Origin of the sequence: uncultured Aquabacterium sp. (assembly GCF_913773725.1) — a bacterium.
GTDB lineage: Bacteria > Pseudomonadota > Gammaproteobacteria > Burkholderiales > Burkholderiaceae_C > Aquabacterium.
This window is the reverse complement of record NZ_CAJYGK010000161.1, coordinates 72,259-97,323: the sequence shown is the minus strand read 5'-3', so window position 1 is coordinate 97,323 and position 25,065 is coordinate 72,259. Positions and strand designations below refer to the sequence as shown.

The 25,065-nt window shown below is 57.9% G+C and carries 23 protein-coding genes; 12 read left to right on the top strand and 11 right to left on the bottom strand.

Annotated features, from left to right (window positions below):
• The first annotated feature begins 240 nt into the window (after positions 1 to 240).
• The 11 genes from epsF (at position 241) to QZ709_RS20970 (ending at position 12,222) form a co-directional block, all read left to right on the top strand.
• Positions 241 to 1,671, top strand: a complete 1,431-nt coding sequence (gene epsF, locus QZ709_RS21020; protein ID WP_294639500.1) for a chain length determinant protein EpsF — start codon at positions 241 to 243, stop codon at positions 1,669 to 1,671.
• Between the two features lie 54 nt (positions 1,672 to 1,725).
• On the top strand, positions 1,726 to 2,622 hold the full coding sequence (locus tag QZ709_RS21015; RefSeq protein ID WP_294639499.1) for a polysaccharide biosynthesis tyrosine autokinase: 897 nt from the start codon (positions 1,726 to 1,728) through the stop codon (positions 2,620 to 2,622).
• Between the two features lie 142 nt (positions 2,623 to 2,764).
• Positions 2,765 to 3,370, top strand: coding sequence for a GDSL-type esterase/lipase family protein (locus tag QZ709_RS21010; protein ID WP_294639498.1), 606 nt, complete (start codon positions 2,765 to 2,767; stop codon positions 3,368 to 3,370).
• Positions 3,371 to 3,380: 10 nt separating this feature from the next.
• On the top strand, positions 3,381 to 4,484 hold the full coding sequence (locus tag QZ709_RS21005; protein WP_294639497.1) for an acyltransferase: 1,104 nt from the start codon (positions 3,381 to 3,383) through the stop codon (positions 4,482 to 4,484).
• A 1-nt stretch (position 4,485) separates the two neighbouring features.
• Positions 4,486 to 5,535, top strand: coding sequence for a glycosyltransferase family A protein (locus QZ709_RS21000; protein ID WP_294639496.1), 1,050 nt, complete (start codon positions 4,486 to 4,488; stop codon positions 5,533 to 5,535).
• Positions 5,535 to 6,911 (top strand): oligosaccharide flippase family protein, encoded by a 1,377-nt coding sequence (locus QZ709_RS20995; RefSeq protein ID WP_294639495.1) that lies wholly within the window; start codon positions 5,535 to 5,537, stop codon positions 6,909 to 6,911. The genes QZ709_RS21000 and QZ709_RS20995 overlap by 1 nt, the downstream gene beginning before the upstream one ends.
• Positions 6,912 to 6,918: 7 nt before the next feature.
• The gene (locus QZ709_RS20990) at positions 6,919 to 7,623 is read left to right on the top strand and encodes an inositol monophosphatase family protein (RefSeq protein ID WP_294639494.1); all 705 of its coding nucleotides are present in this window, start codon (positions 6,919 to 6,921) and stop codon (positions 7,621 to 7,623) included.
• Positions 7,550 to 9,067 carry an N-acetylneuraminate synthase family protein gene (locus QZ709_RS20985; RefSeq protein ID WP_294639493.1) on the top strand — a complete coding sequence of 506 codons (1,518 nt, stop codon included), beginning with the start codon at positions 7,550 to 7,552 and terminating at the stop codon, positions 9,065 to 9,067. Before QZ709_RS20990 ends, QZ709_RS20985 begins: the two co-directional genes overlap by 74 nt.
• Position 9,068: 1 nt before the next feature.
• A complete protein-coding gene (locus tag QZ709_RS20980; protein WP_294639492.1) occupies positions 9,069 to 9,788 on the top strand; it encodes an acylneuraminate cytidylyltransferase family protein in 720 nt (239 codons plus the stop codon).
• 122 nt (positions 9,789 to 9,910) lie between these two features.
• Positions 9,911 to 10,921 carry a polysialyltransferase family glycosyltransferase gene (locus tag QZ709_RS20975; RefSeq protein ID WP_294639491.1) on the top strand — a complete coding sequence of 337 codons (1,011 nt, stop codon included), beginning with the start codon at positions 9,911 to 9,913 and terminating at the stop codon, positions 10,919 to 10,921.
• Positions 10,922 to 11,130: 209 nt separating this feature from the next.
• Positions 11,131 to 12,222, top strand: coding sequence for a glycosyltransferase (locus tag QZ709_RS20970; RefSeq protein ID WP_294639490.1), 1,092 nt, complete (start codon positions 11,131 to 11,133; stop codon positions 12,220 to 12,222).
• On the opposite strand, the gene QZ709_RS20965 is transcribed toward QZ709_RS20970, so the two are convergent.
• Together QZ709_RS20965 and QZ709_RS20960 are read right to left on the bottom strand one after the other, a co-directional pair.
• Positions 12,182 to 13,486, bottom strand: a complete 1,305-nt coding sequence (locus QZ709_RS20965; protein WP_294639489.1) for a hypothetical protein — start codon at positions 13,484 to 13,486, stop codon at positions 12,182 to 12,184. The two genes, QZ709_RS20970 and QZ709_RS20965, sit on opposite strands and share 41 nt — an antisense overlap.
• A 3-nt stretch (positions 13,487 to 13,489) precedes the next feature.
• Positions 13,490 to 14,356, bottom strand: a complete 867-nt coding sequence (locus QZ709_RS20960; RefSeq protein ID WP_294639488.1) for a glycoside hydrolase family 16 protein — start codon at positions 14,354 to 14,356, stop codon at positions 13,490 to 13,492.
• A gap of 369 nt (positions 14,357 to 14,725) precedes the next feature.
• Between QZ709_RS20960 and QZ709_RS20955 the strand changes: the two genes are divergently transcribed.
• Entirely contained in the window at positions 14,726 to 16,027 is a 1,302-nt protein-coding gene (locus QZ709_RS20955; RefSeq protein WP_294639487.1) for a glycoside hydrolase family 16 protein, read from the top strand.
• Here QZ709_RS20955 and QZ709_RS20950 read toward each other — a convergent pair.
• The 9 genes from QZ709_RS20950 to QZ709_RS20910 form a co-directional block, all read right to left on the bottom strand.
• On the bottom strand, positions 16,020 to 17,054 hold the full coding sequence (locus QZ709_RS20950) for a glycosyltransferase family 2 protein (RefSeq protein WP_294639486.1): 1,035 nt from the start codon (positions 17,052 to 17,054) through the stop codon (positions 16,020 to 16,022). The genes QZ709_RS20955 and QZ709_RS20950 overlap by 8 nt on opposite strands.
• A gap of 21 nt (positions 17,055 to 17,075) precedes the next feature.
• A complete protein-coding gene (locus tag QZ709_RS20945; RefSeq protein ID WP_294639485.1) occupies positions 17,076 to 18,248 on the bottom strand; it encodes a glycosyltransferase in 1,173 nt (390 codons plus the stop codon).
• Positions 18,245 to 19,288, bottom strand: a complete 1,044-nt coding sequence (locus QZ709_RS20940; protein ID WP_294639484.1) for a glycosyltransferase family 2 protein — start codon at positions 19,286 to 19,288, stop codon at positions 18,245 to 18,247. Before QZ709_RS20940 ends, QZ709_RS20945 begins: the two co-directional genes overlap by 4 nt.
• A gap of 12 nt (positions 19,289 to 19,300) precedes the next feature.
• Entirely contained in the window at positions 19,301 to 20,269 is a 969-nt protein-coding gene (locus QZ709_RS20935; RefSeq protein ID WP_294639483.1) for an NAD(P)-dependent oxidoreductase, read from the bottom strand.
• 3 nt (positions 20,270 to 20,272) lie between these two features.
• On the bottom strand, positions 20,273 to 20,932 hold the full coding sequence (locus tag QZ709_RS20930) for an exosortase C-terminal domain/associated protein EpsI (RefSeq protein ID WP_294639482.1): 660 nt from the start codon (positions 20,930 to 20,932) through the stop codon (positions 20,273 to 20,275).
• Positions 20,933 to 20,993: 61 nt separating this feature from the next.
• A complete protein-coding gene (gene xrtB, locus QZ709_RS20925) occupies positions 20,994 to 21,902 on the bottom strand; it encodes an exosortase B (protein ID WP_294639481.1) in 909 nt (302 codons plus the stop codon).
• Between the two features lie 222 nt (positions 21,903 to 22,124).
• Positions 22,125 to 23,330 (bottom strand): class I SAM-dependent methyltransferase, encoded by a 1,206-nt coding sequence (locus QZ709_RS20920; protein WP_294639480.1) that lies wholly within the window; start codon positions 23,328 to 23,330, stop codon positions 22,125 to 22,127.
• A 59-nt stretch (positions 23,331 to 23,389) separates the two neighbouring features.
• On the bottom strand, positions 23,390 to 24,370 hold the full coding sequence (locus tag QZ709_RS20915; protein WP_294639479.1) for a tyrosine recombinase XerC: 981 nt from the start codon (positions 24,368 to 24,370) through the stop codon (positions 23,390 to 23,392).
• A gap of 2 nt (positions 24,371 to 24,372) precedes the next feature.
• Positions 24,373 to 25,065 (bottom strand): DUF484 family protein, encoded by a 693-nt coding sequence (locus QZ709_RS20910; RefSeq protein ID WP_294639478.1) that lies wholly within the window; start codon positions 25,063 to 25,065, stop codon positions 24,373 to 24,375.

Genomic DNA, 25,065 nt, shown 5'->3' with positions numbered 1-25,065 from the left:
CACGCTGTTCGCGAAAAGCACATCAAGTTGCGGGAGTTCCGCACAGCCGGGACTTTGTCACAATTTGTTGCTAGAAGTTAGCCGTGTGTCCTGCGATGCTCACATAGTTGTGCGGAGGCTTCTTCCGCCCCCCCGTAGTGAGGGGCGTGCGTCCTGGCACGCAACTTTCAACGCGTTACGTGCCGGGAAAGAGATAGATTCATGTCGCGCGCTCGCACCTCGTCCATCTAAGCATTCAACATGACCTTCAAGCAGCTTGTTCTCGTCCTCAAAGCCCGCTGGCTGCTCAGCGTGAGCATCTTGGTTGCCGTGCTGATTGCCGCAGGCCTGACGGTCCTGTTGCTGCCTTCGCAGTACACCGCCACCGCTACCGTGTTGGTAGACGGGCGCAATAACGGCGCCTTTGATCCCATCAATGGCAATGTGGTGCCTCTGACTGGCTCCTCAAGTGTCATCCTGACCCAGGCAGACATCGTGCGGAGCGAGCGGGTCGTCAAACGCGCCATGCGTGCAATCCGTATCACCGAGAACCGGCAAGTGCGCGCGCAGTGGAATGACGCCACAGGTGGAAAGGGCGACTTCGAAGCGTGGTTGGCTCAGTTGATCCAGTCCCGACTCGACGTTAAGCCGTCGAAGGATTCCAACATCATCAGCGTCAGTTACACCGCGACCGAGCCAGCCTTTGCCGCGCTTGTCACGAATGCGATCGTGAAGGCTTACATGGATGTGACCCTGGAACTCCGCGTCGAGCCCGCAAAGCAGTACACCAACTTTTTCGATGACCGTGCCCGGCAGGCCCGCGACGCGCTTGAGAAGGCCCGCGCAAAGCTGTCCACGTATCAGCAGCAGAGCGGCATCACGTCGACTGACGAGCGCCTCGATGTCGAGAATGCACGCTTGAACGAACTCTCCAGCCAAGTGGTGTCCCTTCAGGCCATCGTCAGCGAATCCGTCAGCCGCAAGGCCGCTGCCGAGCAGCGCGGGGACCGCACAACGGAAGCGCTGTCCAACCCCGTCCTGGTGGGCCTGACAACGGATCTGGCTCGTCAGGAGGCCAAACTGCAGGAAATGGATGCGCGATTTGGTGATCGGCACCCTTCCGTCGTCGAACTGCGCGCCAATATTCAGGAGTTGCGTCGCCGCATCGATTCCGAAACGCGACGTGTCACGTCCAGCGTTGGCGTGACCACCGACATCAACCAGGCCCGTCTCGCGCAGGTCAGAGCCGAACTTGACGCGCAACGAGCGAAGGTGCTCCGACTCAAGGCTGGCCGTGATGACATGGCCGTGCTTGAACGCGAGGTCGAACATGCACAACGGAACTACGACCTCGTCATGGCCCGGGTGAGCCAGACCAGCCTGGAAAGCCAGAACAATCAGACGAACGTCTCCATGCTGCGAGACGCGAGTGCCCCTGCCTTCCCATCGTCTCCCAATGTCAAGCTGACTTTGGCCGTCGCCTTGGTGCTGGGTACCTTGCTGGCCATCGCAACCAGCCTGCTGCTTGAGCTTGTGACACCGAGGCTGCGTGGCGAACAGGAAGTAGCAAGCAAGCTCGGGCTGCCGGTTCTGGCCGTGTTGCCTGATGCCAGCGCAAAGCCCGGCAGCCTGCGTACGGGCCGCATCGTCGAACAGGTTTCGGTTTCTCGCAATCGCTTGCTCGCCCGCTGAGCCTTTGCTGCTTGCCAGCAAGACATTCGTACCGAACGACCAGAGTCAAACCACATGAGTACCAACAACCCGGCAGACCGTGCACCCTCCGAAGGCGAACTTGCACTGTCCACGAGCGCTGACTCCAGCATTGGCGACGTCTTGCGCCGCTCGAAGGGCTTGACCGACGAGCAGATCGAACAGATCGTCCTGTACCAGCGAGCCAACAACCTGCGTTTTGGGGAATCCGCTGTCGCGCTCAACTTCGCCAACAACGACGAAGTGCTCTGGGCCCTCTCGCAACAGTTTCACTACCCGTACGCCATCAAAGGCGAACGTGAGTTGTCCGAAGAACTCCGTGCGGCAATCGACCCGTTCGGCGAGCAATCTGAAGTATTCCGGGATCTGCGGAGCCAGTTGCTGACGGACTTCTTCACGCCAGACAAGCCCAAGGCAGCACTGGCCATCGTCAGCCCTGACTCTGGCGACGGCAAGACGTTCTTCTCCGCCAACCTGGCCGTGGTCCTGAGCCAGCTTGGTGCGAAGACCCTTCTCGTCGACGCCAATCTCCGGACACCTCGACAGCATGAAGTCTTCAAGATCCGGAATGATGTGGGCCTCAGCTCTATCCTGATGGGGCGAGAGGAGTCTCACGTCATTCACCAGATCTCGGATCTTCCCAGTCTTTTCGTCATGCCGGCGGGCACGGTCCCGCCGAACCCACTTGAACTCGTGCAGCGTCCCGCTTTCGGCTTGCTCATCAACGATCTGCTGAACAAATTCGACCATGTCGTGGTCGACACCCCGGGTGCAACCAACGGGTCCGACTCGCGTGTCATCGCAGCCAAATGCGGTGCAGCGCTTGTGATCGGGCGGCGCAACCGCACCAAGATGGACGGCCTGGAGAAGCTCGGTATGGGCATGGCTCGCAGTGGCATCCGTCTTGCTGGCATGGTCATCAATGAGCACTGACGGCGCTTACTGGTGCACGCGACGCCACCTTCTCGCCTGGGGCTTCGCCCTTGGCTCGGGTGCGTCGGTTCGTGCGCAGCAGAGCGGCCCGACTCCGTACCCCTCGCGCCAAGTCGATTGGCCTGGAGAAGGCGCAATCCGTGTGTTCGATTACATGAACCAGAATCGTGCGCACTTCTGGTCCCGACGTGCCGCCGATCAGCGGGCACTGGTTTTCGTGGGCGACTCATTGACAGGCGGTTGGTCCACCCTGGCAAAAGACTTCCCCCAGGTGAAGACGGCCAATCGGGGTATTGGCGGTGACGTGACGCGCGGCATGCTTTTCAGATTCGGCGAGGACGTGCTGGACCTGAATCCGATTGCGGTTGTGATGCTGGCCGGATCTGCTGATCTGAGCGCATTGCAGGCGCCCTCAGTGGCCTTGCGCAACATTTCCGCGATGGCCGGCATGCTGAAGAAGAGGCTGCCCACCACCCCGCTGGTTCTTTGCACGGTACCGCCCCGCCTGAACGCCGCTGCGCCAGTCAACCCCGCGAGGATTGCCGAGCTGAACGAAGGCATCAAACAATTCGCATCTTCCAGAGACGGCGTCGTCGTGGTCGATCTGCACACGGCCTTGTCTGACAGCGAGGGCAATCCCGTTCCAGCCTATTTTGCGCCTGACCTGCTCCATCTCAGCCCCGCCGGATACAGGGTTTGGAAGGCTGAGCTCGAGCCTTCGCTCAGGCGCATCGGTATATTGACTTGAACCAAAAAGCATGAGCAGTACCACGACCATCGCACAGCGCCTGGCCCAGGTGAATTTCCGGCCCAGCGGCTTCGATTACATGCGGCTGGTTCTTGCTGCCGGGGTGATCTACGCCCATGCCATGTTGTTAACCGGTACCAAGACTCCTTGGCATGCTACGGTAAACAGCGCGCAGGGGATCCTGATCACACTCATCGTTCCGATGTTCTTTGCTCTAAGCGGCTTCCTGGTTGCGGGCAGTTTGGAGCGAACTAGGACGCTCGTCTCATTTCTTGGGCTGAGAGTGTTCCGGATCATGCCGGCGCTGAATGTCGAGGTGATTCTGTCGGCGGTTATCTTGGGTAGTCTATTTACGACACTCCCACTCCGAGAGTACTTTGCTCATGCCCAGTTTTACAACTACTTCTGGAACATGCTTGGCCATGTTCAATATCACCTTCCCGGGGTGTATGAAGCCAACCCGCTGACCTCCGTGAACGGGCAGATGTGGACGGTGCCATACGAATTGGTCTGCTATGTGATCCTGTCTGTACTGGCTATCACGGGCGTCTTTAAAAACCGGCGCTGGCTCTTGGCTTTTATGGCGCTCTACTATGCTGCCCAGATCGCTAACACAGTGCTTCGTCCCAATCCGGGTTACGGCGGCGCAGGCGGGTCTACCGTCGTGATGGCGTTCGTCGCAGGCCTGTTGATCTATCGCTACCGAGACAAGCTTTCTTGGTCGCTCGGCATGGCCACGGCCGCCAGCGGCCTGACCGTGAGTCTGATCTGCTTCGTTCCCAACGGGATTCGCTTTACAGCGTTGCCGCTTGCCTATGTGACGGCCTACCTTGGGCTTCTGAATCCGCCCCGCAACGGAACGGTTCTTAGTGGAGATTATTCCTACGGGATGTATTTGTACGCGTATCCGATTCAGCAGGCGGTAGTGGCATTGTTTCCCGAACATAGAAACTGGTACTTCAACTTTGCCGTGTCGCTGCCGCTGGCCGTGGCCTTTGCGTGTTTTTCCTGGTGGTGCGTCGAGAAGCCAGTGATGGATCGAAAAGGCGTGCTGCGTGATCTTGAAGACTGGTACATCAAAAACGTAAGGGTGGGGCGACTCAGGCCTCAATGAGATGAATTTCCGCAAACTGTCGGTCGTCATACCGAATTACAACTACGAAAGCTATATTGCTGACGCCATCGAGAGTGCGCTGAGTATCGATTGGCCAGATGTCGAGGTGATTGTCGTGGACGACGGATCCACTGACAACTCGCGTGCAGTGATCGAACGATACAGGGGCCGGGTTCAATCCATTTTTCAGGAAAATAAGGGCCAGGTGGGCGCCTGCAACGCTGGCTTTGCCGCCAGTACCGGCGATGCCGTGCTGTTCTTGGACTCCGACGATTTCGTAGAGCCATCGGTTGCCAGGGAAGCTGACGCGGTCTGGACGGATGACACCAGCAAGGTTCAGTTCCAGATGCGCTGCGTGAGTGGTGACGGGGAGCCCTTGGGGTCTTACCTCCCGCAATACCACGTCGTGCCCTCTGCGCAAGAAGTGCGTGCATGGGTAACCACCACCAGCGCTTATCCCACACCGCCGGGGTCAGGGAACATCTACAGTCGCAGGTATCTGGAGAAGATATTTCCTTTGGATCACTCCGGAGGGCGCGCTGCAGACTCTTGCTGCATTGCGGCTGCGCCATTTATGGGTGATGTCTTGACGGTTCCTAAAGCGCTCGTCTCTTACCGTATTCACGGGAAGAACGACGGGGCGTTTTCCGAATTGGATGTTCAGCGGTTCAGTAGGGAAGTAACCCGTGCAAGCCTGCTCTATGAGTACGCTAGAAAAACGGCGAGTAAGGTGGGTATTCAGGTGCCAAGCGACAGTATTCGCTACAGCCTGACCCTGTTGCCGTATAGGGTTGCCTCCTTGAAGCTCGCTCCGTCCATGCACCCATGGTCCGATGATTCTGTGCTGCGCTTGCTGAAAGATCTGCTTGTAGGTTTACGGCGTCCTCAAGGGCTGAATGGCAAGGCCTGTATGGCAGTAGCTGCTTGGAGCGTGGCGGTCTTGGCCTCGCCAAGAAGGGTGGCTGAGAAACTGATCCTCTGGCGGTTTGCGGCTGGCTCCCGTCCTAAGGTTTTGATGAAGGCTCTCCGCTTGGCAGGGGTAATCCGCTGATGTTGAATCTTTGGCGACGAGGGAAAAACCTCTCGACTCTGTTTGCCAGTAATGCGCTGGGTACGGTCCTGGGTCAGGTGGTCGTCCTTTTGACCATTCCGATGCAGCTGCATTTTCTCGGTGCGGAGCAGTTTGGTCTTGTTGTTTTGTTCAATTCGTTCGTAGCTGCCGGCGCATTGACGGACCTCGGAATCGGGCCTACGGTAGTGAGGTACATCGCCAGAACGCAGCACCATCCTAAAGCACTGGCACACGTGTTTTCCACCGGCTTTACCGTGATCTGTCTGTTATCACTGGCTGTGGGGGTGATTGGTGTCGTTGTGGCAGCGCTCTACCCGATTATTTCTGAAAGAACCGAACTCGTTGCTGGAAGCGTTTCTCATCTGATGCTTGGTCTTCTTGTGGTGACCACCATCGGAGCGTCGATGCTGACCGGTCTCGGACTGAACGTCATCAAAGGCTTGCGTCTCTACAGACCATTTGCCATTGCTGAAAGCAGCTTGCGTGTTTCCGTTCCGGTTGCTGGCACAGTGGCAGCAAGTTTGACGAAGGACGCAGGGGCGACGATGTTCGCCGTGTGTCTTACTTTCGTGATGGCTGCGTTCATTCTGCTGAGTTGGGCTCGCAACTTGGTGAATGCACCCAATCTCCTGACCACCAATCTTCGCTATTTCCGCCGCAAAATGCTTCACTTTGGGCGGTGGGTCTGGGTCCAGGCCATATTTGGGTTTCTTGGGGCTCAGGCAGACAGATTCATTGTTGCAGCGACAATGAGCCTGACGGCGCTTTCCGCCTATGCCGTGGCGATGGGCGTGGCGAACGCCATGGTTGCCGCTCTCCAGGCAGGGGGGGGGTTCTTGCTTCCGGAGGCCAGCAGTCGACTTTCAGATAAAGCTTGGTTGGCTGCCACATACAGGCGATTTACGTTGGTGTTCTCAGGTCTTTCTGCCCTCGGGGTCTGTGTCTTTCTCTTTTTAATGGTGCCAGTATTGCGGATCTGGGTTGGCGTGGAAATGGCTACTGCGGTCGTGCCCATTCTCCTGCCCCTTCTTTGGACTGTCAGCAGTGGAGCTTCGAGCGTACCGGGGACTCAAATTATGAACGCGATGGGATATACCCGGTTCGGCGCGCTTCTCGGGATTGCGAACAACAGCGTTTTGCTGGTAGCCATGCTGATTGCAGGGTCTGTCTTCGGGTTGACGGGCGTACTTGGGGCCAAGCTGTTGGCTGTACCCATTGGCTACGTTGCGCGAGCTGTCACGGCGCGGCACGTCTTTGACTCGAAGCGTCCCCTTCTTGATGCAATTGGGATGATCTGGCCTACCGTTCTCGGAGCAGTCGTCGTGCTGCCCATTTCTTGGAAGTTATTAACCTGAGGATATTATGGATACGCGCGCACTCCTTGAATCGGTCGAGCGGCTTATCAGTGACAACATGGCCGAGGTGCAAGCTGGCCGATACAATATTACCTACAAGTCCGACGGAAGCCCAGTTACCAGTTCGGACCAGTTCCTTGAGCGGCTGGTCCGCGCTCACATAGAGCAGCACCTGCCCGACCTCGTCTTTGTGGGGGAAGAGTCTTACGACTTTCAGTCGCCATCTCAGGACGGATATGTTGCGCTTCTGGATCCTATCGATGGAACTGAGAATTTCTGCAGTGGGTTAAAGGAGTGGGGGGTGTCGCTCAGCATCTGGCGCAAAGGGCGTCATCTAGGCAGCATGCTGATGATGCCTGAACTGAATGAGCGACTCATCACCGGTGACGATGTTCCTCCGGTGTATTCGCGCATCACTGGACTGTCGTCTTCGTTCAACGAGGGGATTGTCGACGCGCTGAGAAATGCGGTCGAATACCGGGTAACAGGCTGCGCGGTCTACAACCTGCTCAATGTGATTCGCGGCTCGTTTGCGAGGTTCATCAATCCAAAGGGAGCTTACGCGTGGGACCTTCTTCCGGGTCTGATGCTGGCTTTAGAACATAACTGCTTGGTTCGTGTCAATGACGAGGTCTTCAATGGACAATTTCTCGACCCTTCTCAACGATATCGCGTCGATATACAGCACCGATACGATCTACATCGTCGGTAAGGGGCCCAGCGTCGACGACGTCAGACCTGAGGTCTATCAGGGCTCTTTGGTGATCGGTATCAATGATGCCGAGCGCATCGTGCCTGCAGACATCACCGTTTTTCACGGTGAATGGGTGGAGCGGGGGCTGGCAGAGTCGCAATTCCGGTCGCGCCTGTACGTTGCAAGCCACGAGTTCGATGCCAAAGGGAAGAAGGTTCACGTGGCCCCTCACGTGCCGCTTACCCAGGCTTCATCAGATCTGATCATGCAGCGCTTCATGAGCGATGATCTGGTCATTGAAGACGTGCTGTTTCTCACTGCACTGAAGATCGCACGTAAGGTTGCTGAACTCAAAGGGCGGCAGCAAACCGTTTACATGGTCGGGTTCGACTTCAATGCGGGCGTCGGGCTGAGTCAGAAGCTCGGAAAGGATTTCGCACCGCAGGATGCAGAAGAAACCGCGCTTCGCATCTCGGTACAGGAGTTCTATTTCGTCAACACGCTGTACTTTCTGCGTGACTCGCTGCTCAACCTCAAGCATGTTGGCGGCCGAAGCTTCAGCGCCCTGACGCCCAGTGAGCTCAATGCGTCATTGCCGCATGCATCAACTCGCCCAGACAGTCCAAACAGAGTGTCGATCGTTGCGGAACTGACTACCAACCACTTTGGTGACCGTACTCGTCTCGAAAGGATGATTCGTGCCAGTAAGGCCGCGGGTGCCGATTTCATCAAGCTGCAGAAGCGTGATGTTGCCGGCTTCTACACCCCCGAACAGCTCGCCTCCCCTTATGTCTCACCTTTCGGGAAAACTTTCGCCGACTATCGCTACCAGCTTGAATTGTCCAAGGAGGATTTCCTCTTTGTCGATCAGCTCTGCAATGAGGTCGGAATCGGCTGGTTTGCCTCGGTATTGGACCAGGTTTCGTTTGAGTTCATGCAGGACCTCAACCCTGCGATGGTGAAACTGCCGTCCACCATCTCCGAGCACACAGACTATCTGAAGTATGTGGCTGACACCTATGACGGCGCTGTCGTCTTATCCACCGGGATGACCGATGCGGAGTACGAGAACTTCGTATTGGAAAACTTCTCGAAATGCAGTCAGCTCTATCTATTGCAGTGCAATTCTGCGTACCCAACGCCGTTGCACGACTGTAATGTGGGCGTTGTCAGGCACTACCACGACCTGTCGCTGAAACACGATCGAATCATCCCTGGCTATTCTAGTCACGACTTTGGGTGGAAAGCGTCAGCACTGGCCGTCGCAGCAGGTGCCAGGATGCTCGAGAAGCATGTGAAACTGGGAAATACCGAATGGGCTCACTTTGATGCTGTGGCCGTGGATCTCACTACACCCGCATTTAAAGAGTATGTGGATAACATAAGAGAGACCGAAATGATAGTTGGGGAATCAGAGAAGCGTATTAACGAAAGCGAACATCATAAATATAGAAGGGGTTAAGATGTCGACGACATGGGCAATAGTGCCGGCTAGATCCGGGTCCAAGGGTTATCCAGGGAAGAACGTGGCGACGGTCGCGGGAGTTCCGCTGTTGGCGCATTCCATAAATTTCGCCAAAAAGCTGTCGTTTATCGACCGCGTTATCTTGTCTACAGATAGTGCTGATTATGCCAGTGTGGGCGAGCAGTATGGTGCGGACGTTCCTTTTCTCCGAGGGGCGGAGGCCTCTATGGATTTTTCTATGGAGGAGGATATCCTCGAGGATTTCCGTGTGAAGTGCGAACGGGAAAACATCCCCTTGCCAACCAATGTCCTTTGGTTGCGGCCAACGCATCCTCTTCGTGATATACAGACCTTTGAGTCCGCTTACAAGAAGTTCTCCACGGGCCAGTACTCTTCCGTGTGTGTTGTTACGCCCGAGGACCCTCGAGTTTTTTTTGACCAAGACGGTCTCTTGTCTCCATCTATTAAGAATTTTGAGCAGCGCTCGATGGTTCGCCGTCAAGACTGTCCGCCAGCGTATCGTATATTCGGCGGTGAAATTTTTCCTTTCCCTCGAGCATTTGATCCTTTATTCCTCGGTAATAGAGTTGCTTTCGAGTTGGCGAGTAAGTTCTGCAAATTCGACATAGATTATGAAGAGGATCTGGCTTACCTCAACTACCTGACCGCTACGACTGGAGGCGCCCAGCGTCTCTCGGGATTGCTGCATCCTGACTGATGTGAGGGCTTTGGGCGATTCACGGGCGGCATGGCAGATTAATTAATATAGATTAAACAGAATGCCCGCGAATCCGGGCTATTCGTTTCGGATATGGCGGCGGTGTTTGGCGCCGAGGGACAATGTCTGATTATTTTGTATACAACGGCCCGTTGCAATATTTCCTGTGTAAGCTGATCGCGGATGAGCGAGGTTTGCACAACGCGGTTGGTATCCAGTACACTGACTGTGGGGATTTTGCTTCTGTGTTTTCCGAGATTGATGCGTTGTTGGGTGGGCGAAAATTTGATTCGTTGCGCTTTTCATCGGGTTCCCGGTTTGATTTCTCCCCGGAGGACAGCGTATTCCTGAGTAACAGATTCAATCCGTCGGAGGTGGAGATTTATTTGGCCGCAAAGAGGCGTTCCAGTCGAATTTGCGGTTTTGAGGACGGACTGGCTTTGTACCTGCCGCATAGCTTCAAGCATCCAAGTTGGAACGATGGAAACAAGTACATTGTCGCAAAGAATATTACAAAGACTTTTCTTCGGAAAGTCGGCGTAAGCGGGGTCGGCTTGCCTAGCTATTTTCCGCTCTCGGGGTTTGACGCGTTCTACAGCATGTTCGAGAATATTCCTGGCAAGGAAGTGAGTATTCCGTGGTACGACTTAAAACCAGCTTTGCGAGCAATCAGAGATCGCTCGCCTGAGCGAGGAGAACTGTCAGGTTCGTTGATATTGTCGCAGTCCTTGGTAACTGACGGCTTGGCTGCAGAGGCGACATACCTGAAATTTCTCAAGAGCCTCGTGCATCGCCTTACTTCAAGCGGGGAAACCGTATATTTTAAGCCGCATCCTCGCGATCCCGTTTCTGTTCAGGAGTTGGTAAATTCTATACCAGGGTGTCGCCCTCTCCCTGAAGAGTTTAAAAGGGTCCCCGTGGAGATTTTCGTTGCCATGAACCCTGAGGTGGAGTTGTATGGATTCTGGAGTTCTGCTCTGGCCTATTCTTCTGGGGTTTTTCAGCAGCGGTCTTATAGCTTTGCACAAGTTTTCTTCGATAGTTTTGATGGCGATGGGGATGTCGCTGTACGGGCCGTATGGGATTCGGTTCGACCTATTCTTGAGGGTTGCGGTGTCCAGTTAATGAGATAATTTTTTAGGTGGATTTTAACTTAATGAGTCCCTGAGCACATTATCATTTTGTGGTGCGTCGTGAGTGCTGGCGCGGCTCTTTGGGTGATATTAATCGAGTACGCGATAGCATATCGTGGTAAGCGAGCGGCATTAGCGTGGTAAAATACTTATTTCTGTCTTATATATCACCTCACCAACGCTGGGGCTCCGCCCAGCGAAGCCGCTTTTTGATTGAGGCGCTGAGGCAGTTAGGTCAGGTAGAAGTGGTGGTAATCAACTTCTTCTGGCCTGGCGAGTCCAAGCCGCCCGAGCGAGTCGATACCTTGCTTGACGGGGTGTCAGTCATCGAGCTCAATCTGACCGTGAAGGGCTGGCTGGGCAGACCGCGCTTCGATCTACCTTCGGCTTACGTTACTGGCGTCGTTGCGCAGCATGTCGACTTCACGTCGTACGACGTCATCGTCAGCCGTTACGTGAAACCCGCTCTCAAGCTGAAGTTACCGCCCCGTGTCCCTGTTGTGGTCGACTTCGACGATGCCGTGTTCCATCCTCCTTGGGGTACGCTGGCCACCTTGAAGATGAAGGTCGGGGCGTTGCTTCGCCTCGTCAACGACCGACTGATCGTTCGCGGCCGCCTTCGGCTTGGAGGTTTGAATCATCGCCATTATTTCTTTTGCCGTGAGGCAGAACGCCAAGCTTTCCCCTGGCTTCCTGGCTCTGTGCTGCCGAATCTGCCGGCTGCGGCTCAGAGAGAAGGGGCGGTTCCCGTATTCGCTCAGCCGGACACTCCAGGCCTGATGTTCATCGGCTTGCTGGATTACCTTCCCAATCAGGACGCGGTGGACTGGTTTTTGGACGCGATCTGGCCCAAGGTCCTCGAAAAGGTGCCGCAGGCTCGTTTTCTGGTCGTGGGTAAGGGCAGCCCGGAAAAGTGTCGGGCGTGGTCCGCGCAGCCGAACGTGGAAGTACTTGGCTTTGTCGAATCCCTTGCTGACGCCTACGCCCGCGTGACGGCAAGTGTGGTGCCGATGCGCGGGGGGGCCGGAACGAACATCAAGGCCCTAGAGGCCTATCAGTATGGGCGGCCCGTGGTTGCTACCCGCCACGTGATCGACGCATTTGCGCCACTGTTCCGCGATGGAATCGACATGCTGGCCAGCGACTCGGATGCCCGAATCGCTGAGTTTTGTATTGATTTGCTCCAGCATCCGGATCGCGCGGAAGCCATGGCCCGTTCAGGCCACGCGCGCATGCGGGAGCACCTCAATCCTGCCCGGTTCAACCAGATCGTCCGCGAGGTAATGGAAAAGCTGGGCTGAAGGCGGCTGCAGTGCCGAGGCCGGTATGTGGCAGCTTTGCTTTCTTCTGCGCCACGGGAACGAAAGCCAGCAGCAGCCAGCTGAGGTGAATGCTTTCCGGCGTCAGCAGGTGCCCGCCCATGATGAGCCAGTAAGCGAACAGGGTGGCTTTGACAGATGAGCCCAGCCCTGACTCGTGCATCATCAGGCCGAAGAGGGCAACGAAGCACAGGAGCCCAGGAACCCCGTACTCGAAAATGGCCTTGGCCCAGGTGGGGTCGTGGAACGCGTAGCCCACTTCTGTTCTCAGGATGGAGCCTGGTCCGTTGCCAAGCCAGAACGCCGTGGCACTGGCCTCCCAAGTTTCTGCAATCAGGCGCATCGGGGCGATATATCGGATGTAAGCGCTGCTTTGCTCGGATTGGAACTCGCCGATTCGGCCCAAGGTAAAGGACAGGTTGAGCGCATCGCCGAACGCCCAGAGAAGCGCCCCGCCGACCACTGCTGCCCCGACATAGCGCAAGACGGTTTTGACGCCGAACGGAAACATCAGCCCGATCGCCAGGGCAAGCAACCCGGTACCGGAGTAGGTGAGCAACAGCGCTCCGATGAGCACGGCCAGCCGCCAAGGGCGACGCCCTCTCGTCAGCTCCAGGATGATGCCGAATGCCATCAGGAATGACGCCCCCGAGGGCTCCCGTATGAAGAACCCGTTGGACTTGAACAGGTTGCCCACTGGGATGACGGTGTTAAAGCCCGTCGGGCCTCTCAGAACCTCGGGGATCAGCGGTGTGAAATCGAAGAGAAGCGGGTCTTTCAATCCGAACTGCACGACGAACTGAACGACACCGAATATCGCTGTCAACAGAATGAGGTTGCCCAGCATGTCGAGCAGCCAGTCGAGATCATCCTTGTTGCGCGGATCCGGCCGGAGTCGGAATGCAAGTGGCAGATACATCGCCAGCAGCAGCATGAGCGACGACATGGACGTCTTGCCGAGGGTCATGGCGTCTGTCGTGTTGAGCAGCAGACTGAGGGTGGCGATGCTGCCTCCTGCCAGAATGACAATCACGCGCCAAGGCGCCAGTTCCAGGTAGCCTCGCACCACCGCGATGCCAAGCAGCACGTAGGTACCGATCAATGCGGATTGCAGCGCGTAGTTCGCAGACAGCGTCAAACCGAAGCGCTGTAGCACAGTGATACCCAGCAGTGGCAGGAGGAGGCCCAACCTCAAAGCTGTTCTTCGATCGCCAAAGTCTGGGGGAGAAGGGTTCGCGTTGTTCATGATTCAGCGTTGCCAGACTCGGATGTACTGGATGTCCAGTTGGGCTGGCAGCGTACGTGCATCCGGAGGCCCGGGCCATTTGCCGCCGATGGCGAGGTTCACCAGCACATGTGCGTCGCCAGCGTCTCGACCGTCGTTGTGTATCCAGGAAAAGTCCCGGTCGACGATCAGCGCACCATCGACATAGTGCCTCACGTACTCCGGAGCCCATTCCACCGCAAAGGTGTGGAATCCGTCTGCAAAGTCACCCTGCGTCAGGTAGCGGTGGTGTCTGTCCAGCCGTGAAACACGGGTCTGGCGGCTCTTTGTCCCTGCGCCGTGAAGGAAGTGAAAGCTGTGCCTGGTCGTGTCCCGGCCGTTGTTCACGATCTCGACAATATCGATTTCGGGTGGCCACACGGCATCTTGGGGGTTCAGCCAGAACGCTGGCCACGATCCAAGTCCGCGCGGGCACCGCATCGAGATCTCGAAGACGCCGTACTGACCGCTCCAGCGCGATCGAAGCATGCCGCTTTCGATTCCGCCTGAGGTGAGCCCCTTCACATTTCTTGCGACCAAAGCCAGGCCATCAGGCGTGAAGACATGGTTGTCGTTGTCCCGATAACGTTGCCACTCGTCATTCAGATGATCGAGCTTGCCTCCACCATAGATGTAGCGGGTGTGAAATTCCTTGCGCAACGCATCATGGCTCCGGATCACATTGACGAAGTCCCAGTCTTTGACCAGCCGATAGCCGTGTTCGCGTGTTGCCCCCAACGGCTGGGGCGCACTGCCTGCCGTGGAGGAGGTCTGCGGCGCAGCACACGCGGAGAGCGGTAACGCCGCAAGCGCGGTGGACAAAAGCTGGCGGCGGCGCAGGGCGTCGGACATCGTGGCGGACTGAGGACAGCATCAAGTTGAGCCGTGCCTGGTGACGGCCTGATTGAGCAATATACCGGTCCAGCGTACCGAGCGCGCGGCCGTCTTGCATGCAGTACTCGCAAAAGGCGGAATGGCCCCTATGCAGGTGGGCCGGCAGCCGTAGAGGGTGGTCGTTACACCACGTTGCGAAATGGCGGAGGGACGTTACCACTCTTCGCCTCAGTTGTCCCGGCAGGTGCCGATCACCAGAGCACGATGTGGATGGGTTGTTCTGGAGCAGGCATGGCGGGATCGGGGTACGGATACTGGCGGCGGAGGTGGTGCGCTTTGGTTCTCACGGCGGTGGTGGCGGGATGCGGTGGAGGATCTTCTGAGACGATGCAATCGCCATCCCAGGCGCCTGTTGTGACGCAATCAGATGTGGTGCAGGCGACGGGACTGGAGGTGAGCTATCCGGAACTGATCGTGAACGGCCTCTTTACATCCGGGAGCGCGGGTTGGAACCTGTCGGATGCACTGGTCACGTCCAGCGAGTTGCGTCCAGGAGGTAAGGCGATGGACGTCGGGTGGCGTGTCTTCCAGTCGCTAGGAACCGCAGGGTTGAAGCCCGGGGCATCCTATCGGCTCGAAGTACAGGCGCGCAACGCCTCGAGCGGGAAGACCACTCGTCTTGCAGTCATCTTCCGGACGGCGTCCGGAGAGCCCTTCCGGACACACGAAGTGAGCGTAGTGAGTTCGTCCTATGCCCGATATGTCATCGAATTCACGGCACCCAACTACGTCGCGAACGCAGAGTTCCAAGTGTTGACGAATGGTACGCGGGCGCGTGTCGACTCGGCCTCCTTGAGGCAGCGGGATGCCATCGAGCAGACCGAACCGATCGTGTCAGCCGTAGGGTCGTTTGTACCGGCGGGCTACTTGCTTGCCTTTAACGACGAATTCAATGGCTCCTCGCTGAACCGGGCGAAGTGGTTTACCCGATTCATTTATGCAGGAGGCACGTCCGACAGGCTGAACGATGAGCAGCAACGCTACCGAGACAACAGCAACCACGTGGTCGCAGATGGAGTGCTGAAGCTGATTGCCCGACGCGTGAGAACCGGCTCTGCGGACGGAATTGACTACGAATCAGGGATGATCCGGTCGGATTGGACTACCCGCTACGGGTATTTTGAAGCAAGGGTTCGAATGCCCGCTGGAATTGGTCTGTCGTCCGCGTTCTGGCTTAACTCTGACGTGTCGGAGTTCGGAAGGCTCGCATGGCCCCCCGAAATTGATATTTTTGAATTCGTGAACAATGGTGTCGAAGACACCCGTGACATGATTCACTCGGGCGTGGTGGATGCAAGGGGGCTTGCCGCAAGCTACGCGTTCAAGCATCCGAGTTTCGATTCGACATGGACTTTCTGGCGCGCGCCGTATGATTTCAGCGGGGGCTGGCACACCATTGGTGCGGAATGGACCCCCGACGCCTTGACACTCTATGTGGATGGTGAGCGGATCTACACGCGAAACGTCCGTTGGAACTATTCGGATGGATCGGCAGCAGCCCCCGCGCACATCATTCTGAACCTTGCTGTCGGCGGTCAGTGGGCCGGGCGATACGGGGTGGACTCCAGCGTGATACCTCAAGCACTGGAAATCGATTGGGTGCGCGCCTATCGGAGGGAATTCAATTGAGTTGAAGCCGGCGCTTCACGCTCAACAGAAAATCCGAGCGGTTATAGCGGAAACGGATGAGGGGCTGCAACAAGGCTTTAGGCAGAATCGCAATCAGCGGGAACCAGCCCAAATGACCGATTTTTTGGGTCCAGGGGACTGGCTGCCTCAAACCTTCCGTGCACCCGGCCCAGACAAGTTTAAGGACGTTGTCCTTATCGCGACCCGCGTAGTCCAGCCCCAGCCTCATCGCCATCAGACGATAGTTGATGAAGGGGAGTTCATAATCGAGTGGGTTTACTGAGACGGGAGGTAGCCCTTTCCGCTGGGCCCAGTGCTTCATTGCAGCGATTTCAAGTTGCCGGTGTGAGATGCGTCTGGGCAGTTTGGCGTTGTCGTTGCCGGTGTTTGACCACAGGTTTGAGCCGTGCACCCGGTAACTACCCAGCACTTCGGGGATGGTAATGACATCGCCGAACGCTGGCGCGATGGTATTGAGCCATCCATCAGGGGCTTCGCTGACCGTGAGCGGCATGACCTCGGCAAGGAAAGCGCGGCAGTAAGCGTTCCCGACCGTCACAGGCCACCGATAGGTGCCTGTGCGCTTGAAGTCGGACCGCACGCGATCCGCGTCGTAATCTGCTGTGAAATGACAGAAACGTCGTCCGAGGTCGCGTCCGTCTGCGTCGATGATGCGGACGTCATATTGAAGCTTCGAGCAGTTCGGTCGCCACGCCTGCGCCACCTTCTCCAAGGTATCCGTATCCAGCAAATCGTCAGCGTCCAGAAATATCACGATGTCGCCGGTGGCTGCTTTGAACCCGTTGTTACAGGCAGCAATATGCCCCTGGTTCGGTTGATCAATCAACTGAACCTGATCAGCATAGCGACCAATGACCTCCAGTGAATTGTCCTTGGACCCGTCGTTGACGACGACGATCTCCTTGTGTGAATAGCTCTGCCTCAGTGCGCTTTCGATCGCAAGCGCGACGTACTTGGCGTAGTTATAGCAGGCAATAACGATGCTGATTTTTGGAGGTTTGGTCACGAGAGGATCCAGTCGGTGTCTTCAGGATGAAAGGGCGGTTGCGCGCTCAGCCCGCTGTCTGATAGCCTTCTCGTACACTTTTCTTGTCATTTCTCCAATGCCTGACCAGGTTCCGGTCGATGAAACAGGGCCCGGCGTGTGCCTCTTCGTAATGGCGTTATGCAATGCATTTTTCAGTGCATCGACGTCTTCGGGCTCTACAAGTACGCCTTGTGCGCCTTGCTCCATGTCCTCCGCGAAAATTCCCACCCTGCTGGCGATCATCCATTTGTTGAATGATTTCGTGAGGAAGTAGACGCCACTTGCATCAATCTGTCGGTATGGAAAAACGAAGCAGTCGCAGTCTACAAAAAGGTTCGCCATTTCGTCTTCCGACTGGCGGAACGGCCGGATGTCGATGAGATGCTCCACGCCCAACTCTTTGACGCGCTGATAGATTGGATTCATGTCCATCCGTTCGCGGCCAGCAATGATCACACGTGCCTGCTCCCGGACGTCCGCCGGTAACGAGCCCACAGCTTCGACCAGCAAATCAACACCCTTGTAGGGTTTCAGTTCGCCGAACAGCACAAAGGTGTAACGCTGCGGATCTTTTGCTGGGCGGAGCGGGTCTGGCTTAGCGTGCAGGGGTAAGGGACCGTGCGGCACGACATTGATCTTGGATGCAGGGATACCATGACGCAAGAGCGTGTCCCTGCCCGAGCGCGTGTGCACGATCACTTCATCTGCAAGCCGGATGGGCGCATGAAACCCGATGTTTTGCAGCAGTGAGATCCGTTCCCCGTTGAACGGAACAGTGTCGTGCACGGTAAGCACAACGGGTCTGAAGCGTTTGATGAGCCACAGCGCAATAAGATCGACCGGTGGCAATACAACCCACTGCACGTGGACCACATCCGGGCGAGACCGAATCAGACATCTCAGAGACCTCGCTAGTCCGACGAGATGGGCGAGACCCTTCACAGCTGTGCGAGCAGCTTTTGGGAAGGCTCTGGCATCGTCCACATGCTTATAGAACACCGCAGACGTGAACTCGACAGGGATCTCTTGACGGTCGCCGCGACGGGTGGGGCGTGTGAGCCAATGAGGGCGAACACCGCACGACTGTAATCCTGCGGTTAGCGCCGCATCATAGGGGCCGGTGAAAAGAGAGGGGTCGATGAGAGCCACGCGAAGATCGGAGGTATTACTCATGCTCCTCCAGCAACTGACGAGCCCGATAGCGCCAGTGGCTCGGCATTCTTCTCAGTCCAGGCCTCCTCTCGGAATGCGAGCATCCCCCTGAAGAAGCCAATGGCCCAGGCCGTATGCATGACAAAGGCTGCTGGGGCAGCGAGCGCAGCGGCGAGATTACGATGCTTGATCCCGAGTGCTGCGCTAGTACCAAGCAACACGGCCAAATACAGGAGTGGCCAAGCAAGCAACCAAGGTACCCATGGCGCCGCCACGAGCGCACCCGTAGAGAGCGCAACATGAACGGGGACCGCCAGTTGTCGGGCACGAAGGGACCCAGGGTGGCGACGAACAGTTCGTGACCGCCCACTACCATATGCGCTGTACTGTTTCCAGAGGCTGCGAAGCGTCGGGCGAGCGTAATATCCGATGCGGATATTGGCGTCAAGGAATATCCTCGAACCCAGGGCGCGCTGGCGGCAATCAAGCTCTGCATCTTCGTTATGGCTGAACGATTCGTCGTACCCACCGGCCCGGCAGAACGAAGCCATTCGGAAAGCGGCGTGATGGCCGTGATCGACAAAGCCACTTTGCCTTCCTCCGCGGTGAGCCGACCCTCCGGACCCAACAGGCGTGTCCGATACCCACGCAATCGCCTTTCTCAGAGGCGTGTCTCCGATGGAATCCATGGGGACGACAACGGCGTCTGCGACGTGCTCATCCAACGACGCAACCAAATCCCGAATGAAACCTGGTGGGTATACAGAATGGGCGTCGCATCGGACGAGGACTTTATAAGGGGCTCCAAATTGCCTGACGGCCAGATTCACCGCCGCGCTTTGAAGGCGTTTTGGATTGTGCAGTAGCCTCAAATTGGGGAAATTGCAATCTTTCAGTTGCTGCACGATGGCTTGCGTACCATCCGTACTGCCGCCATCCACGACAACGAACAGAATGTCCGCCTTGTCTGGTATGGCTTGATGCAAGGCAACGATTGTGGCCTCGATGTGCTCTGCCTCATTGAGCGTGGGGATGACGACGAGGACCTGCATTTTTTCCATGGGTTCCTTGTCTCACTCAAAGTCTTGAGGGCTGACTTTCTTCCAGTGCGCCAGCGATGCAGCAAAGGGATACTTGAAATCAAACCCCATGTCCAGCAACGTCTGCGGCACGATGTGAGTGGGGCGTCCAGCCTTGATCACCCGCACTGGATGGATCGGGTTTCGGCTTCCGGCAACCAGTTGCACCAAGTATGCAAATGGGAGCAGTAATCCTGTGGGCAGACTCAGGATGGGGGCCTTGGAGCCTACAAACTGTTTGACGATATTGGCAATGGTGCCTAAATCTTCGGTTGGGGTTTCCACATAGTTGTAGGTGATGACAGGTTCCCGTCGTGCGGTGGTGAATCGCATTGACTCTAGAAGCCCATACACATATGCATATGATTTCTTGATGTCGGTGGATCCGGGGAATGCGAAATAACCCTTCCGAATTGCTCTGATCATTCGACCAATATTGCCGGGGTCGCGAGGGCCATACACTACTCCGGGCCGAACGATGACGAGGCGCCGATCATCCCCCAATTTCTGCCAGCTGCGATGGATCAGCTCCGCAGGATACTTTGATCCGCCGTATGGCGTGATCGGACACATCGGAGATTTTTCATCTGTCGCCTTGCTTGTGGGGCCGTATACGCTGATGCTGCTCGTGAAGTAAATATTCTTGCATCCAGTAGCTTCGGCGAAAGCGCAAACATTTTGCGCGCCCGCGATGTTTGTATCAAAGTATTCGTGAGCTTCGTGGCCGGGTTCACGATGCACCGCTGCAAAGTTGAAGATCCAGTCGACTGCTCCATTTTCCGCCAGATCCGCCGGAATAGCCTGTCGCACATCACAGCGCTTGTAAGTGACGCCAGGATTGCCTGTGAGCGAGGATTCCCGGATATCGGCAATCACCACCTCGGATGCCCACCCCTCTGAAAGAGCATATTTTGCCAGTTCTGTGCCGATGTAGCCGGCTCCCCCGAAGATGACGAATTTCATGATTCAGTTTATGAGTAGTTGTCGGCCTTCTTTTGGAAGGGCGGCAATGAGTTCGCGAGCAAATGCTTGTTGCAGGTTTTTGGATGCTGCAGTATCCGAATTCCTCGGTATGATCTGAGAAAAGCGAACGAGTATCCCGTCTGATCTCCGCCCTTTCAAGCCCTCTGTCAGAATATGCAGGCGCTGGGTCAGTCCGCTTTGTGAGAAGGTGTGACCAATCCGAATCCAGTAAAGCACCAGTTCGTCTGCTTCCTGCCTTGGAAGGGTAGTCAGCATCTGCATGCCGATCACGGGTTGGCCATCCCCGGATTCGATTCCGAATTCAGTGGGCGCGATAGAGACCACTTTTCGACCCGCGGCGGCATAACAGACTTCCGGACGATGGACTTTGATTTCCTGTCGTTGGTTTCTGCCGTATGCAATCGCAATCATGACAGTCTGACCTGAACTGTGCCGGTACGTGCGCATTACCTGCGCGTCATACGGTTGCTGGTCGGACAAGGCCTGATCCGTGGCCGTAGTCACTTGAGGTACGGTGCTTTTCACTTCCACCCATTCGCCAAAACTCTTAGGTATTAGTCGATTAAGAGTGGCTTCATCCACAGTGTTCTCTGTTAGACGAGGTTGGAGGGCGTAGCCGAGCGTCAGCAACAAGAGCGCCATGCCAACAACGAACCATGTCCTGCGAGTCGGACGCCTCCATTCTGGCCACATCCCGGTCTGCTCAGTTGCTGCCTGCATGAGATGGACTGGTGCGGACATTTTGTGACCCATCCTTCAAAAAAAGGCCAAGCAAGGAATCTGTTGCGAGCGTGAGGAGGGTTGCCACGACGAAAAGCAGAATTCCGGCAAATCCATGAACGAAGCCTTGGCCAGCTTCATCGCCAAAATAATAGGTAATCAGAACGAGTGTACACACGCGCGTGACGTTTGAGATAAAAGATATAGGAAGGATGAATGTGGCCAGTAGAATGTTGCGGAGCCTGTTGGTGTGGCCGGCAATGCTCATGTAGAAAACCCCGACGGCTTCTAGTGCAAAGATCGAGTTGATTCCTGCGCATGCATCAGCAACCAACAACTTGTAGGGGCCGATTACCAGCATCACCCCTTCTCGTCCTATTGGAAATCCGGCGGCATGAAGCACGTTTTCCGATACCACGGACACTGCCATCTTCAAAGGAGCAGTAACGGAGTCCACGAATGTCGTGGGAAGCGGGATAATAAATATGAAGAAAAACAGAGGAAACCACATGAGCCTTAGTCCGGCCCAGCCTCTGTAAAGCAAAGCTATGCTTCCTAGGAAGAAAACTTGAGAGAACGTGTCAAGCGCCATCAGGTCTTGGGACCGTCCTAGCACATACATCACGGCACCAAGCAGCAACGTGACGCTCCCCGCAAATGTGTTTGGGGGTGTATTCAGAGCGAGGAATTTCGGAAGGCGTGTCCAGATGAGCCATCCGATCAATGCGGCCAAAATAGGGCCATGCCCTTGACCCTCTCTGATCCACACGACTCGGTCGAGGGTTGCGTAGGTAGGCGCGTATAGCGCTACGAATGCGCCGAGCAGTAGCCAGAGGTCATACCTCCCCAGCGAGACGGATTTTGGTGCGCCGAGAGCGATCCGGTGGTTCATGAGGTGCCAGTTCAAAGACTTGTTCACCATCGCCCTCCCGAGGGTGGCTTGGTGATCGGGGTCTGATCCGGTTCACATCTTCTCAGATCTGCGCTATTTCTGTCACATGTTGCCCCCGGAGTCGGGGTTCAGTGACTTTTCATCACAATTGTCGTGCGAGTGAGCTATCGCCGAGTGATCCTGAGGTGATCGCACGTGGCGGTCAGGTCGCGCGCTCGCCCGTTACCCCTTCCGCACGATGGCCAGTCCCTTCAGATACTCCCCTTCCGGGAACGTGATCGTCGTGGGGTGATCCGGTGTGGCTTCGAGCCTGCGCAGCAGGTAGCCATCCACCTGCGCATCCAGCCCCGCGCCCGCCACGATCTTGTGGAACAACTCCGCGCCGATGCCGCCCGAGCACGAGAACGTGAGCAGCAGCCCGCCCGGGTTAAGCAGCTTGAAGGCCAAGCGGTTGATGTCCTTGTAGGCGCGGCTGGCGCGGTCGGCGTGGGCGGCACTCGGCGCGAACTTCGGCGGGTCGAGCACGATGGCGTCGAACGTGCGGCCTTCCTTGATGAAGCGGCGCAGCGTGCCGTTCACGTCGGCGTCCAGCGCGGTGTGCGCCGCGGCGTCAAAGCCGTTCAGCGTCACGTGGGCCGTGGCGCGCGCCAGGGCCGGGCCGGATGAATCCACGCTGGTCACCTCGGTGGCGCCCCCAGCCAGCGCGGCCACGCTGAAGCCACCGGTGTAGCTGTAGCAGTTCAGCACCGTCTTGCAGCCCATTTCGCGCACCAGGCGCGCAAACAGCCCGCGGTTGTCGCGCTGGTCCAGGTAGTAGCCGGTCTTGTGGCCCTCTGCCACGTCCAATGTCAGCTTCCAGCCGTTTTCGTGGATGGTCACCTCCGTCGCGCGGCGGCTGCCGTCGGCGGTGTCGGGGTGGCGCAGCCAGCCGGTCACGGGCGCCAGGCCTTCCAGCCCGCGCACGCCGGAATCCGATCGTTCATACAGATAGGCGCAACCCGTGGCCGCCAGCAGGGCGTCGGCAATCGCGTCCTTCCAGCGTTCGGTGCCGGCGCTCAGGAACTGGGCGCTCAGCAGGTCGCCGTACTGGTCGACGATCAGGCCGGGCAGGCCGTCGGCCTCGCCGTGGATCAGGCGGATGCCGTTCGAGTCGATGCCCAGGCGGCGGCGCAGGGCCACGGCCTGTTCCACCCGGCGCTGGAAGAAGGCCGCGTCGATCCGTTCGGCTTCGTCAAAGCTCCAGGCGCGCACGCGGATCTGCGAGCTGGGGCTGAAGGCGGCCCAGGCCAGGAACTTCCCGTCGTGGGACTCGACCCGCACGGTCTCGCCCGCGTCGGCGCCACCCTTGGCGATGCTGCCCTGGAAGACCCAGGGGTGGTGACGCAACAGCGAGCGTTCTTTGCCTGCGCGCAGGGTGATGGTTTTCATGTTCGGGACCGGGAATGTGCAAAACCCGAATTGTCCCTCAGGGGCCCTGCGCGGTGGCGTCAGACCTTGCGCTTGGCGCGCGGGTGGGCCGCGTCGTACACCTTGGCCAGGTGCTGGAAGTCGAGCTTGGTGTAGACCTGCGTGGTGGTGATGTGGGCGTGGCCCAGCAGTTCTTGCACGGCGCGCAGATCGCCGCTGGACTGCAGCAGGTGGCTGGCAAAGCTGTGGCGCAGCATGTGCGGATGCACGTGCGTGGGCAGGCCCGCCTGCTGTGCCAGCTGTTTGAGGCGGTTGCGAAGTTGCATGGGCGTGATGCGCGTGCCCAGGCGGCTGATGAACAGGGCGTTGTCTTGCGGCGGCGTCAGGCTGGCCCGGACGTCCAGCCAGTGGCGCAGCGCCCGCATCGCGGCCGAGCCGACCGGCACGCTGCGGCGCTTGTGGCCCTTGCCCAGCACATGGGCCTCGGCGGCCTGGAGGTCGATCCAGCCTGCGGCGTCGGGGCCGGCTGCTGCATCCAGGCCGATCAACTCCGCGCTACGCAGGCCGCTGCTGTAGAGCAGTTCGATCATCGCCGCGTCACGGGCGGCCAGCCAGGGGGCTTCGCGCTCCTGGCGTGTGGCCGCGGCCTGAGAGGCCGCAGGTGTGGGCGGCAGCCTGGGCACCCGTTCCGCCAGCGCTACCGCATCGTCCACCGACAAGGCCTTGGGCAAGGGCTTGGGCGCCTTGGGCGGTTTGATGCCGTCCACCGGGTTGGCGGCCACCAGCCGCTCCCGGCCCATCCACTTGAACAGGCCGCGCCAGGCGGCGAGGGTGATCGCCAGGCTCCGGGGGCCCAGCCCCTGGGCGTGCAGCCGGGCGATCCAGCCGCGCACGTGGTGGGGGCGTATGGCGTCCAGAGCCAGGCCCTCTTTCTCGCACAGCGTCTGCAGCCGGGTGAAGGCGTCGCCATACATCGCCAGCGTCCGTTCGGCCAACCGGCGTTGGGTGCGCTGGTAGGTCAGGTGCTGGGCGATGAGGCCGGCGCCCGGCGCAGCCGTCATGTTCAGCCCAGCAACCGGCTCAGCGACGCCCCCGCCACCTCGCCCACCTGCACCAGAAACTCCACGCCCATGTCGGCCGTGTAGCGGGTCGGGTCGGGCGAGCCGAGCACCAGCAGGCCGAAGCATGCGCCATCGCGGTGCAGCGGGATCAGGGCCAGCGAGGTGACGGTGCTGGCGTCTTCCAGCCACTTCGAGGCCTCGAAGCCGGCGTTCACGCCGCAATAGGGCTGGCTCAGGCTACCGGCAAAGCTGCGGGCGTCGTCGCTCACGGGTTGCAGGGCGGGCAGGGCATCGGCCTGTTCGGCCAGCGCCGCGCGCACAGGGTGCGCGGTGGTGCCCCAGATGCGCACCGCGGCCTGCGGAATCAGGAACTGGTCCTGCAGGCCCTTGACCACGGTGTCGGGCAGGGCCGCGTCGTCATGGCACAGCAGCACGCTGCGCACCCACAGGTGCAGGCGGTGCACGATGGCCTCGTTCTCCTGGCTGAGGCGGATCATGTCCATGATGCGCTTTTCCAGCCCGCGGATCTTGTCGCGCAGCATCTCCATCTGCCGCTCTTGCAGCGACACGGCCCGGCCGCCATGCGGGCTGCTGAGCGTGATGCTGGCCAGCAGCTGCGCGTGGCGCTCGAAAAACGCCGGGGTGTTCACCAGGTAGTTGGCGATTTCTTCTTCGGTGATGCCTTGCAGGGTCAT